The organism is Streptomyces sp. NPDC059852 (assembly GCF_042731455.1).
GTDB lineage: Bacteria > Actinomycetota > Actinomycetes > Streptomycetales > Streptomycetaceae > Streptomyces.
The window spans coordinates 107,654-120,091 of sequence record NZ_JBHWJK010000010.1 but is presented as its reverse complement, the minus strand read 5'-3'; the positions used below and the strand labels follow the sequence as shown (position 1 = coordinate 120,091).

Sequence of the window (12,438 nt, the reverse complement as noted above, 5' to 3'; positions counted from 1 at the left end):
CAATTGGACCCCTGCCGCTTACCTCAGGACATGTGTGCGGCATCCTTGTGACAGATCACACTGTTTGGACCGTCCGGCAAAATGGGGAACACGGTCCCCTGGCACGCGGGGGAATCGACCCCCTGAGCAGGTCGACAAGGAGAGAACTCGTGGACGACGTTCTGCGGCGCAATCCGCTCTTCGCGGCTCTCGACGACGAGCAGTCCGCGGAACTGCGCGCCTCCATGAGTGAGGTGACGCTCGCACGGGGCGACTCCCTCTTCCACGAGGGCGACCCGGGCGACCGGCTCTATGTCGTCACCGAGGGCAAGGTCAAGCTTCACCGCACGTCCCCCGACGGCCGCGAGAACATGCTCGCCGTCGTCGGCCCCGGAGAGCTCATCGGCGAGCTCTCCCTGTTCGACCCGGGCCCGCGCACGGCGACCGCCACCGCGCTGACCGAGGTCAAGCTGCTCGGCCTCGGCCACGGCGACCTCCAGCCCTGGCTGAACGCCCGCCCCGAGGTGGCCACCGCGCTCCTGCGCGCCGTCGCCCGCCGCCTCCGGCGCACCAACGACGCGATGTCCGACCTCGTCTTCTCGGACGTCCCCGGCCGCGTGGCCCGCGCCCTGCTCGACCTCTCCCGCCGCTTCGGCGTGCAGTCCGAGGAGGGCATCCACGTCGTGCACGACCTCACGCAGGAGGAGCTGGCCCAGCTGGTCGGCGCCTCGCGCGAGACGGTCAACAAGGCCCTGGCCGACTTCGCCCAGCGCGGCTGGCTCCGTCTGGAGGCGCGCGCGGTGATCCTCCTGGACGTGGAACGCCTGGCCAAGCGCTCCCGCTGACAAAGCCGCAGACCGGGGTCCCGCTTCCCACCGAGGCGGGACCCCGCTGCATATCCGGCCGGGAACCCGCGTACGGCGGGAGGGGACGTGCCGGGGGGTGTCCGCCCGCAGCGGCCGGCGTCAACGTACGGCCCCTCCAAAACACGCAGAGCCGCCGGACCGAGGACGGACACCCCTCGGCACGGCCCCGCCCCACCCCCTGCCGCAGGCGCTAGGCGCACCCCCAGCCCCGCGCGGGAGCCGCCGCAGGCACAAACCCGCACCTCACCCCCCCACCGCCACTCCCAGACCCCCCTCGAACATCCGCGCGTCAAGAGATAGCCTCGCGCCCATGGCAAACGGGCAGTGGTACCCACCGGAGTGGCCGGACCGCATCCGCGCGCTCGCGGAAGGAAGCCTCACCCCGGTCACCCCCAGACGCGCCGCCACGGTGATGCTGCTCAAGGACGCGGCCGCACCACAGCAGGCCCCCACCGGCCCGCTCGTCCACATGCTCCGCCGTCGTACGTCGATGGCCTTCGCCGCCGGCGCCTACGCCTATCCCGGCGGCGGCGTCGACCCCCGCGACGAGCACGAGATCCGCTGGGCGGGCCCCACGCGCGCGTGGTGGTCCTCCCGCCTGCGCGTCGAGGAGGCCACGGCCCAGGCGATCGTCTGCGCGGCGGTCCGCGAGACCTACGAGGAGGCGGGCGTCCTGCTCGCCGGCCCCACCGAGGACACCGTCGTCGGCGACACCACGGGCGACGACTGGGAGGCGGACCGCGCCGCCCTGGTCGCCCGCGACCTGTCGTTCGCCGAGTTCCTGGACCGCCGCGGCCTGGTCCTGCGCTCCGACCTCCTCGGCGCGTGGACCCGCTGGATCACCCCGGAGTTCGAGCCCCGCCGCTACGACACCTGGTTCTTCGTCGCCGCCCTCCCGGAAGGCCAGCGCACGCGCAACGCCTCCACCGAGGCCGACCGCACCGTGTGGATCCGCCCCGCCGAGGCCGCCGCCGGGTACGACAGGGGCGAGCTGCTGATGATGCCGCCCACCATCGCGACCCTGCGCCAGCTCATCCCGTACGGCACCGCCGCCGAGGCCCTGGCCGCCGCCCCCGACCGCGACCTCACGGCCGTCCTCGCGCAGGCCGGCCTCGTGAACGGCGAGATCGTGCTCGCCTGGCCCGGCCACGACGAGTTCACCAAGCACATCCCGACCGGCGGAGCACCCGCATGACCGCGACCGCGCACGCCCCCGAACCCGCAACCGCGCACGCAACCGCCCCCGCCCAGCCGCTCGCGCCCACGCCCCGAGCCCCGGAAGGCCCCCTCGTATGACGGACGCCGCAACCCTCCCCGGCCAGCCGCGAGACGCGGTCGTCTCCGGCCCGGCCACCGCCCGCGCCGTCAACGTCCTGGCCCCCAACGCGTCACCGATGACCCTGGACGGCACCAACACCTGGATCGTCTCGGAGCCGGACTCCGACCTCGCCGTCGTCATCGACCCGGGCCCGCAGGACGAGGCGCACCTGCGCAACGTCGTCGCCATGGCCGAGCGGTCCGGCAAGCGCGTCGCCCTGACGCTGCTCACGCACGGGCACCCGGACCACGCCGAGGGAGCCCTTCGGTTCGCCGAACTGACCGGCACACGCGTGCGTGCGCTCGACCCGGCGCTGCGGCTCGGGGACGAAGGGCTCGGCGCGGGGGACGTGGTCACCGTCGGCGGCCTGGAGCTGCGGGTGGTGCCGACGCCGGGCCACACCGCCGACTCGCTGTGCTTCCATCTGCCGGCCGACCGGGCCGTCCTGACCGGCGACACGATCCTGGGCCGGGGCACGACCGTCGTGGCACACCCCGACGGCCGCCTCGGCGACTACCTGGACAGTCTGCGCCGCCTGCGCTCCCTCACGGTCGACGACGGCGTGCACACCGTGCTGCCGGGCCACGGCCCGGTCCTTCAGGACGCGCAGGGCGCGGTCGAGTTCTACCTGGCCCACCGGGCCCACCGCCTCGCCCAGGTCGAGACGGCGGTGGAGGACGGCCACCGCTCGCCGGCCGAGGTGGTGGCCCATGTGTACGCGGACGTCGACCGCTCACTGTGGCCGGCGGCGGAGCTCTCGGTCCGGGCGCAGCTGGACTACCTGGAGGAACACGGCATCATCGAACCGCGCACCACCCTCTGAACCCACCGGCCGGACCACGGACCCGCGCCCGGACCCGAATCCGGACACGAACCCGCGCCCGGACACGAACCGGAGCCCGACGCCACCGCCCTCCGCCGGAACCGTCGGAGCCTACGCCCCGGTCAGCTCCACCTGCACCTCGACCTCCACGGGCGCGTCCAGCGGCAGCACCGCCACACCCACCGCGCTGCGCGCGTGGACGCCCTTGTCGCCCAGGACCTCGGCGAACAGCTCGCTGGCGCCGTTGATGACACCCGGCTGGCCGGTGAAGTCCGAGGCGGAGGCCACGAAGCCCACGACCTTCACGATCCGCGCGACACGGTCCAGGTCGCCCGCGACCGACTTCACGGCGGCCAGGGCGTTCAGGGCGCAGACGCGCGCGAGGTCCTTGGCCTCCTCGGCGGTGACCTCGGCGCCCACCTTGCCGGTCACCGGAAGCTTTCCGTCCACCATCGGCAGCTGGCCGGCGGTGTAGACGTACACGCCCGACTGCACGGCGGGCTGGTACGCGGCCAGCGGAGGCACGACCTCCGGGAGCGTCAGCCCCAGCTCGGCCAGCTTCTCCTCGACGGCGCTCATGCCTGCTTCTCCCGCTTCAGGTAGGCGACGAGCTGCTCGGGGTTGTTCGGCCCGGGCACGACCTGGACGAGCTCCCAGCCGTCCTCGCCCCAGGTGTCCAGAATCTGCTTCGTGGCGTGGACGAGCAGCGGCACGGTTGCGTATTCCCACTTGGTCATGCGGCCGACTTTATCCGCTGCCCCGGGCGACCCCGACGGCCGACCGCGTCACGTTGTCCACAGGCTGTCGCGTAGTCGGCGCACCGACTGGTTAGGCTCGAAGACGTGAGCAGGCTCCAGGTCGTCAGCGGTAAGGGCGGGACCGGAAAGACCACGGTCGCCGCCGCACTCGCGCTCGCCCTCGCGACGGAGGGGAAGCGCGCGCTCCTCGTCGAGGTCGAGGGCAGGCAGGGCATCGCACAGCTCTTCGAGACGCAGCCACTGCCCTACGAAGAGCGGAAGATCGCCGTCGCGCCCGGGGGCGGGGAGGTGTACGCCCTCGCCATCGACCCCGAACTGGCCCTTCTGGACTACCTCCAGATGTTCTACAAGATGGGCGGCGCCGGCCGGGCCCTGAAGAAGCTCGGCGCCATCGACTTCGCCACCACCATCGCGCCGGGACTGCGGGACGTCCTCCTGACCGGCAAGGCCTGCGAGGCCGTCCGCCGCAAGGACAAGGCGGGCCGCTTCGTCTACGACTACGTGGTCATGGACGCACCGCCGACCGGGCGCATCACGCGCTTTCTGAACGTGAACGACGAGGTGGCGGGCCTCGCCCGCATAGGGCCGATACACAATCAGGCGCAGGCGGTGATGCGGGTGCTGAAGTCGCCGGAGACGGCGGTGCACCTGGTGACGCTGCTGGAGGAGATGCCCGTCCAGGAGACGGCGGACGGCATCGCCGAGCTGCGGGCGGCGCGGCTGCCGGTGGGCCGGATCATCGTGAACATGATGCGGCCCGAGGTGTTGGACACGACCGATCTGGAACTCGTCCGCAGTGTCCCGCGCGCCGCCGTCGCCAAGTCGCTGTCGGCGGCGGGGCTGGGCGGGGCGCGGCGGGGCGGGCTGGCCGAGCGGCTGGTCGACCCGCTGCTGGGGCAGGCCGCGGAGTACGCCGAGCGGCATGCCCTGGAGCGCGAGCAGCGCGCGGTCCTGGCCGACCTGGGCCTGCCGGTGCACGAACTGCCCCTGCTGGCCGAGGGCATGGATCTGGCGGGCCTGTACGCGCTCGCGCGCGAGCTGCGGGGACAGGACCCGTCATGGTGACCCACCGCGCGTCGGAAGCTGGACCACGGGCGTCGGCCCCGGAAGCAGAGGGGAACTCATGAGCGGCCCGCAGAGGCAGCCGTCGAATCCGGAGCCGAAGTCGAAACCGGAGCCGAAGCAGGCCCCGCGTCCGGAGCAGAAGTCGAAACCGGAGCCGAAGCCGAAGCAGAAGCAGGAGCAGACGTCGAAGCACGCACAGGGCCAGGACTCCACCCGCCGCCCCCACCACCTCTCCGCGTCCCGCGTGCTCGACCTCGACCCGCTGCTCGACGACCCGGCGACCCGGATCGTGGTGTGCTGCGGCTCGGGCGGCGTCGGCAAGACCACGACGGCGGCGGCGCTGGGCCTGCGGGCCGCCGAGCGGGGCCGGAAGGTGGTCGTGCTGACCATCGATCCGGCCCGCCGGCTCGCCCAGTCCATGGGCATCGACTCGCTGGACAACACCCCGCGCCGCGTGAAGGGCGTCGAGGGCGACGGCGAGCTGCACGCGATGATGCTCGACATGAAGCGCACGTTCGACGAGATCGTCGAGGCGCACGCGGACCCGGAGCGCGCGGCCGCCATCCTGGGCAACCCCTTCTACCAGTCGCTCTCGGCGGGCTTCGCGGGCACGCAGGAGTACATGGCGATGGAGAAGCTGGGCCAGCTGCGGTCCAAGGACGAGTGGGACCTCATCGTCGTGGACACCCCGCCGTCCCGCTCGGCGCTGGACTTCCTGGACGCGCCCAAGCGGCTCGGGTCGTTCCTGGACGGCAAGCTGATCCGCGTCCTCCTCGCCCCGGCGAAGGTCGGCGGACGCGCGGGCATGAAGTTCCTGAACGTCGGCATGTCGATGATGACCGGCGCCCTCGGCAAGCTCCTCGGCGGACCGCTGCTGAAGGACGTGCAGACGTTCGTGGCCGCGATGGATTCGATGTTCGGCGGCTTCCGCACGCGCGCGGACGCCACATACAAGCTGCTCCAGGCGCCCGGTACGGCGTTCCTGGTGGTCGCGGCGCCGGAGCGGGACGCGCTGCGGGAGGCCGCGTACTTCGTGGAGCGGCTGGCCGCCGAGGACATGCCGCTCGCCGGGCTGGTGCTCAACCGGGTCCACGGCAGCGGCGCCGACCGTCTGTCGGCCGAGCGTGCGCTCGCCGCCGCGGAAAATCTTGAAGAGCCCCGCATTGTGGATCAGGAGGCCGGGAAAGCTGGTCTTCGTAACTCCCCCGACACGTACGACAGTTCAGACACGGCCGCTCCCGAGGCACCAGCTCCCGACGCAGGCTCCCCCGCCGCCACGGACATGGAGCGCATCGCGGCCACCGACCAGCCCGAGACCGGCGCTCCGCATGTGGAGCGGACCGTAGACCAACTCACGGCCGGCCTGTTGAGGCTGCACGCCGAACGTATGCAACTGCTCTCCCGCGAGCAGCGCACGCGCGACCGTTTCGCCGCGCTCCACCCCGAGGTGGCGGTGGCCGAAGTGGCCGCGCTGCCCGGTGATGTGCACGACCTGGCCGGGCTGCGGGACATCGGAAACCGGCTCGCGGCCAACCGGCCGGAGCTACCGGACCCCGAGCCACCTGCCCAGGGGCTCGAAGCCTGACGCGGCCTGACGCGCCCCTTCGTGGGCGCGCCCGGACATCGCACGGCCCGCTGGGCCCCGTCCCTGTATCGGGGCCCGGCGACCGGCCGGCGTCTCAGCCGACGGCCGCTCTCAGCCGACGGCCGCGTAGTCCTCGTACACCTCGTCGTCGTCGAGGGGCAGCAGTCCGGCCCCCCGCTCGTACTCCGTGCGCGCCGTCTCCAGCAGCCGGCGCCACGAGGTGACGGTGGGCCGCCGGCGCAGCAGTGCGCGGCGCTCTCGCTCCGTCATGCCTCCCCACACGCCGAACTCGACGCGGTTGTCGAGCGCGTCCGCCAGGCACTCCGTACGCACCGGGCATCCGGTGCACACCGCCTTGGCCCTGTTCTGCGCTGCTCCCTGAACGAACAGTTCATCCGGATCGGTAGTGCGGCAGGCCGCCTGCGCACTCCAGTCGACTACCCAGCCCATACCGGCGCCGTCCTCTCCCGAATCGAGGCTCCCCCACGGCGGCAGCGGCATATTCACCGCCGCCAGTTGAGGACGTTACGGAAGGTGGGCACAGCGCAACACCCCCAGCGGGCCCAATCTTGAATGGTCCGAACGGACTATGGGTAAGCGGCAGATCACCCGGGGGAGTGAGCTGGCGACATGCGCGACCTTCCCGGCAAACCGGGACAGTTACCTTGCGCCACAACGGACGCCGGATGACACACGAGGCGGATTCGGACACGCCCCCACCAGAAAAGTGAGGATCTCCGGAACGATTCGGGGTCGCCGGACGTATTGATACGTGGCCGCACCGCTGTGACAGTTGGGAGCAGCTTAGGCCAAGGCCTGTGCGCCTGTCCGGCGAATCGGAAGGCACCGTGGCCCGCGTCACTCCGCCATGCCATGACCTGGCACGGTCGGCCCTCGGTTCGCTCATGTCTACGGTTTAGGCTTCCCCCATGCCAAAGAAGCGCTCGGGCGGTGGTCTGTCGCCAACGCAGCAGGCCGCGAAGTTCCTCGGTGTCAGTGTGCTCGCCGGAGCCGTGCTGGCGGGCATCGCGCTGCCCGCCGTCGGCGCGCTGGGACTCGCGGCGAAGGGCTCGGTCGAGAGCTTCGACGAACTCCCGGCCAACCTGAAGACGCCGCCACTGAGCCAGCGGACCACGATCCTGGACGCCGACGGCGGCATGATCGCCTCGGTCTACTCGCGCGACCGTACGGTGCTGGAGCTCAAGGACATCTCGCCGTACATGCAGAAGGCGATCGTCGCGATCGAGGACGCCCGCTTCTACCAGCACGGCGCGGTCGACCTGAAGGGCATCCTGCGCGCCCTCAACAAGAACGCGCAGAGCGGCGGCGTCTCCGAAGGCGCCTCGACGCTCACCCAGCAGTACGTGAAGAACGTCTTCGTGGAGGAGGCCGGCGACGACCCGACCAAGGTCGCGCAGGCCACCCAGCAGACCCTCGGGCGCAAGATCAAGGAGCTGAAGTACGCGATCCAGGTCGAGGAGGAGCTCGGCAAGAAGAAGATCCTCGAGAACTACCTGAACATCACGTTCTTCGGCCAGCAGGCGTACGGCGTCGAAGCCGCCGCCCAGCGCTACTTCTCGAAGTCCGCCAAGGACCTGAAGCTCCAGGACGCGGCGCTGCTCGCCGGCATCGTGCAGTCGCCCAGCCGGTACGACCCGATCAACGACGAGGCCGAGGCCACCAAGCGGCGCAATGTCGTCCTGCAGCGCATGGCCGACCTCGGTGACGTCTCCCAGGAGGAGGCCGACGCGGCCAAGAAGGCCCCGCTGGGCCTGAAGGTCCGCCGACCGGAGAACGGCTGCATCACCGCCGTCAAGGGCGCCAGTTTCTTCTGCGAGTACGTCAAGCACGTCTTCCTCAACGACCCGGTCTTCGGCAAGAACCGCGAGGCGCGCGCCAAGATCTGGAACCGCGGCGGTCTGACGATCAAGACGACCATGGACCCGAAGTCCCAGAAGTCGGTCCAGTCCTCGCTCAAGCAGCACGTCTACAAGTCCGACAAGGTCGCTGCGGCGGCCACCCTGGTCGAGCCCGGCACCGGCAAGATCCTCGCCATGGGCCAGTCGAAGCCGTACGGCTCCGGCAAGAACCAGACCGAGCTGAACTACTCGGTGGACGCGGCGTACGGCGGCTCCAACTTCGGCTTCCCGACCGGTTCGACGTTCAAGCCGTTCGTGGCCGCGGCCGCCCTGGAGGAGGGGCGCCCGCCGACGCAGGAGTACTCCTCGCCGTACCAGATGCAGTACCCGAGCCCGGTCCAGACGTGCGACGACAAGCCGTGGACCAACCTGCGCGGCGAGAAGCTGGAGAACGAGAGCGAGTCGGAGCACGGCCCGTACCGCCTGCGCAAGGCGATGGAGCTGTCGGTCAACACCTACTTCGTGCAGATGATCGCCGACATCGGCCTGTGCCCGGTGGTCGACATGACGGACCACCTCCAGGTCCGCCAGGGCAACGGCGACAAGCTCCCCGAGCGGCCCGCCATCGCCCTCGGTTCCGTCGGTCTCTCCCCGCTGACCATGGCGAGCGCCTACGCCGCCTTCGCCTCCCGCGGCATGTACTGCACGCCGGTCGCCATCGAGGCCATCACGCAGAAGGTCGGCGACCAGCAGAAGTCGCTGGAGGTGCCCAAGTCGACGTGCTCGCGGGCGATGTCGGAGAAGACCGCCGACACGGTCAACAGCCTGCTGCAGGGCGTGGTCGACTCCGGTACCGGTAAGGAGGCCGGTCTCACGTCCCGGCAGAGCGCCGGCAAGACGGGTACGACGGACGAGCGCCGCAACGCCTGGTTCGTGGGCTACACCCCGAACCTCTCGGGCGCGGTCTGGGTCGGCAGCGCCACCCAGAAGGTCAAGATGCGCAACATCTACATCGGCGGCCAGTACCACGACCTGGTCTACGGCGGCCGGGTCCCGGGTCCGATCTGGCGGGACGCGATGTCGGGCGCGCTGGAGGGCAAGCCGGCCGAGCAGTTCAACACCGTGCACATCCCGGACGAGGACGAGGACGAGGACCGGGAGCACGGCCGCGGGGACGAGGACGAGGACGGCGACCCCGGGCGTGGCCACGACAACGGCAACGGTGACGACTTCATCGGCGGCCTGGTCGGCGGCGCCAACGACGGCGGCAACGGCAACGGCGGCCCCGAGCCGAACCCGACCATCTCCATCCCGGAGGGCTTCTGGCGCGGCCAGTCGAACGGGAACGGGACCGGCGGACGGGGCTGACACCCCGGCGCGACGGACAACACGAAGGGGCCCGGCACAGGTGCCGGGCCCCTTCGTCGTACCTGGTGTGCGGCGGCGCTCCCGCACTCCTCACGCTCATCCGGCCATCCGGCCATCCGGCGATCCGGCTATCCGGCTATCCGGCGAGAAGCTTCTTCACCGCGGCGGCGACCCGACCGCCCTCCGCCTGACCCGCCACCTTCGGGTTCACGATCTTCATCACGGCGCCCATGGCCCGCGGGCCCTCGGCGCCGGCGGCCTTGGCCTCCTCGACGGCCTGCGCCACGATCTGGTGCAGCTCGTCGTCGCTGAGCTGCTTCGGCAGGTAGGCGGCGAGGACCTCGCCCTCCGCCTTCTCCCGCTCGGCCTGCTCGGGACGCCCACCCTGCGCGAACGCCTCGGCGGCCTCACGGCGCTTCTTCGCCTCGCGGGTGATCACCTTCTGCACCTCGTCGTCGGAGAGCTCGCGCTTCGTCTTGCCCGCGACCTCCTCCTTGGTGATCGCGGCGAGCGTCAGCCGGAGCGTCGAGGAGCGGAGCTCGTCGCGCTCCTTGATCGCGGCGTTGAGGTCTTCCTGCAGCTTCGACTTGAGCGTGGTCATGTGTCCGATTGTCGCAGGTGCGGGGGCCGGAACGCCCCTTGATTTCAAGGGAGCTGCGCCAGAAGGCCGTACCGGGGGCGGGCGCGGCCGGTCAGGGACCGCCGGGCGCCGGGCACTTCCGCGGTCTGACACGATGGTCGTATGCGCGCGCGATACGGAGTACCCCTTGGCATCACGGCGGTCGGCGCCGCCGGTCTGCTCTACTCGGCCGGTTTCGAGGCCCGTTCCTTCCGCCTGCGACGGGTGACGATCCCCGTCCTCCCGGCCGGCATGCGCCCTCTGCGCGTGCTCCAGGTCTCCGACATCCACATGGTCGGCGGGCAGCGCAAGAAGCAGCGCTGGCTGCGCTCCCTGGCCGGGCTGCGCCCCGACTTCGTGATCAACACGGGCGACAACCTGTCCGACCCGGAGGGCGTGCCGGAGGTGCTGGACGCGCTGGGCCCGCTGATGGAGTTCCCGGGCGCTTACGTGTTCGGCTCCAACGACTACTACGGCCCAAAGCTGCGCAACCCCGCCCGCTATCTGCTGGAGAAGGCCCAGGGCCGCCATGGCCTGAACGGCAACGCGCCCGCGGTCGGCGCGATCCACAACCCGTGGGAGGACCTGCGCGAGGGCTTCGACGCGGCGGGCTGGCTCAACCTGACGAACACGCGCGGGACGCTCAAGGTCGAGGGCGTGTCCGTGGAGCTGACGGGGCTCGACGACCCGCACATCAAGCGGGACCGCTACGAGCAGGTGGCCGGCGGCCCGTCCGGCGTGGCGGACTTCGCGATGGGCGTGGTGCACGCGCCGTACCTGCGCGTCCTGGACTCCTACACGGCCGACGGCTACCCGCTGATCCTGGCCGGCCACACGCACGGCGGGCAGCTGCGCGTCCCCTTCTACGGCGCCCTGGTCACCAACTGCGACCTGGACACGGACCGGGCGAGGGGCCTGTCGACCCACACGGCGGACGGCCGCCGCTCCTACCTCCACGTCTCGGCGGGCTGCGGCACCAACCGCTACACCCCGTTCCGCTTCGCCTGCCCGCCGGAGGCGACGCTGCTGACGTTGGTGGGGCAGGAGTAGGGACGGGGCGGGGCGCCTGAGCAGGGTCCCGCCATGGATGGGTCGGGGTAACCCACCCGGCCCACCCATATCGCCCATTTCACCCCCGCTCCCTAGCGTGAGGTGCATGAGCGCCCCGATACCCCCGATACCCAGGGACATCCCGGATCTGCCCGCGATACCAGGCGTGCCCATACTGATGCCGTCGCACGTCCCCGCCACGGCGGTGGCGACCCCGGCGCCCCGCCGTCTGACGGCGGCGTTCCGCCTGGTCACCGCCGTACTCGCGGGCGCAGCGGTGATCATCGAACTGACCCTGGGCAGCCCCCTGCGCCTCCTGAGTCACTTCGCGATCCAGAGCAACGTCCTCCTGGCCCTGGTCTTCGCCGCGTCGGCCCGCCTCGCCTGGACGGCCCGCCGCCCCCTCCCCTCGTCGCTGACCGGGGCGACCCTGCTCTACGCCCTGATCACGGGCCTGGTCTACCACCTGCTCCTGGCGAACAGCGCGAGCCCCTTCACCCCGCTGCCCGGCGTCCTCACGGGCGAGGCGACCGACCCGACGGGCTGGCACGCGGTGACGACCCAGATCCTGCACACGGTGACGCCCCTGGCGGCGCTGCTCGACTGGCTCCTGCTGACTCCCCCACGCGACCTGCACCTTCGCCAGGCGGCCCCCTGGCTCCTCTACCCGGTGGCCTACCTGGCCTTCGTCCTGGTCAGAGGCGAGTTCCTGGTCCCCGCCGAGCCGGCCCGTTACCTGTACCCCTTCCTCGACGTCTCCGGCCACGGCCTCAAGAGCGTCCTGGGCAACGCGCTGCTCCTGGGCCTCGCGATGTACGCCCTGGCCCTCCTCCTCGTGGCCCTGGACCACGTCCGCCCGAACCCCCTGCGCGGCCGCGTCCACCACCGCTCACAAACCGGATTTCGTCTCCAGCCACCGGTGGGCTAAAGTAAACGACGTCACCGCGACAAGCAGTGACATCGGGGTGTAGCGCAGCTTGGCAGCGCGCTTCGTTCGGGACGAAGAGGTCGTGGGTTCAAATCCCGCCACCCCGACAGTGAAACACCAGTTCAGGGCCGGTGCTGAGAGATCAGCACCGGCCCTGAACTGTTCTCCAGAGGCTCTCTGGAGAAGATCTTGGAAATCGCCTCCAGACCCGCGCCCTACT

At 71.1% G+C, this 12,438-nt stretch carries 12 protein-coding genes and 1 tRNA gene; 9 read left to right on the top strand and 4 right to left on the bottom strand.

Annotated features, from left to right (window positions below; translation table 11 throughout):
* Positions 1 to 149 precede the first annotated feature (149 nt).
* From ACFV46_RS15660 to ACFV46_RS15650, 3 genes are all read left to right on the top strand, one after another.
* Entirely contained in the window at positions 150 to 824 is a 675-nt protein-coding gene (locus tag ACFV46_RS15660; RefSeq protein WP_015658871.1) for a Crp/Fnr family transcriptional regulator, read from the top strand.
* Between the two features lie 331 nt (positions 825 to 1,155).
* Positions 1,156 to 2,040 (top strand): NUDIX hydrolase, encoded by an 885-nt coding sequence (locus tag ACFV46_RS15655; RefSeq protein WP_385498555.1) that lies wholly within the window; start codon positions 1,156 to 1,158, stop codon positions 2,038 to 2,040.
* 97 nt (positions 2,041 to 2,137) lie between these two features.
* Positions 2,138 to 2,986, top strand: coding sequence for an MBL fold metallo-hydrolase (locus ACFV46_RS15650; RefSeq protein ID WP_385498554.1), 849 nt, complete (start codon positions 2,138 to 2,140; stop codon positions 2,984 to 2,986).
* A 111-nt stretch (positions 2,987 to 3,097) separates the two neighbouring features.
* On the opposite strand, the gene ACFV46_RS15645 is transcribed toward ACFV46_RS15650, so the two are convergent.
* Together ACFV46_RS15645 and ACFV46_RS15640 are read right to left on the bottom strand one after the other, a co-directional pair.
* The gene (locus tag ACFV46_RS15645) at positions 3,098 to 3,565 is read right to left on the bottom strand and encodes a RidA family protein (RefSeq protein WP_151785154.1); all 468 of its coding nucleotides are present in this window, start codon (positions 3,563 to 3,565) and stop codon (positions 3,098 to 3,100) included.
* Positions 3,562 to 3,723 (bottom strand): DUF4177 domain-containing protein, encoded by a 162-nt coding sequence (locus ACFV46_RS15640; protein WP_003975360.1) that lies wholly within the window; start codon positions 3,721 to 3,723, stop codon positions 3,562 to 3,564. Before ACFV46_RS15640 ends, ACFV46_RS15645 begins: the two co-directional genes overlap by 4 nt.
* Positions 3,724 to 3,828: 105 nt before the next feature.
* Between ACFV46_RS15640 and ACFV46_RS15635 the strand changes: the two genes are divergently transcribed.
* Positions 3,829 to 4,809, top strand: a complete 981-nt coding sequence (locus tag ACFV46_RS15635; RefSeq protein WP_376729188.1) for an ArsA family ATPase — start codon at positions 3,829 to 3,831, stop codon at positions 4,807 to 4,809.
* Between the two features lie 58 nt (positions 4,810 to 4,867).
* Complete coding sequence (locus tag ACFV46_RS15630) at positions 4,868 to 6,394, top strand: ArsA-related P-loop ATPase (protein WP_385498553.1); 1,527 nt, start codon at positions 4,868 to 4,870, stop codon at positions 6,392 to 6,394.
* Between the two features lie 111 nt (positions 6,395 to 6,505).
* On the opposite strand, the gene wblA is transcribed toward ACFV46_RS15630, so the two are convergent.
* Positions 6,506 to 6,844, bottom strand: a complete 339-nt coding sequence (gene wblA / locus ACFV46_RS15625) for a transcriptional regulator WblA (RefSeq protein WP_055625082.1) — start codon at positions 6,842 to 6,844, stop codon at positions 6,506 to 6,508.
* A gap of 479 nt (positions 6,845 to 7,323) precedes the next feature.
* Between wblA and ACFV46_RS15620 the strand changes: the two genes are divergently transcribed.
* Complete coding sequence (locus ACFV46_RS15620) at positions 7,324 to 9,621, top strand: transglycosylase domain-containing protein (RefSeq protein ID WP_385498552.1); 2,298 nt, start codon at positions 7,324 to 7,326, stop codon at positions 9,619 to 9,621.
* 136 nt (positions 9,622 to 9,757) lie between these two features.
* On the opposite strand, the gene ACFV46_RS15615 is transcribed toward ACFV46_RS15620, so the two are convergent.
* On the bottom strand, positions 9,758 to 10,222 hold the full coding sequence (locus tag ACFV46_RS15615) for a GatB/YqeY domain-containing protein (protein WP_361931591.1): 465 nt from the start codon (positions 10,220 to 10,222) through the stop codon (positions 9,758 to 9,760).
* 141 nt (positions 10,223 to 10,363) lie between these two features.
* Between ACFV46_RS15615 and ACFV46_RS15610 the strand changes: the two genes are divergently transcribed.
* From ACFV46_RS15610 to ACFV46_RS15600, 3 genes are all read left to right on the top strand, one after another.
* Positions 10,364 to 11,290 (top strand): metallophosphoesterase, encoded by a 927-nt coding sequence (locus tag ACFV46_RS15610; RefSeq protein WP_361931594.1) that lies wholly within the window; start codon positions 10,364 to 10,366, stop codon positions 11,288 to 11,290.
* Between the two features lie 106 nt (positions 11,291 to 11,396).
* Complete coding sequence (locus ACFV46_RS15605) at positions 11,397 to 12,218, top strand: Pr6Pr family membrane protein (RefSeq protein WP_385498551.1); 822 nt, start codon at positions 11,397 to 11,399, stop codon at positions 12,216 to 12,218.
* 33 nt (positions 12,219 to 12,251) lie between these two features.
* A tRNA-Pro gene (locus ACFV46_RS15600) sits at positions 12,252 to 12,325 on the top strand.
* The last annotated feature ends 113 nt before the right edge of the window (positions 12,326 to 12,438 follow it).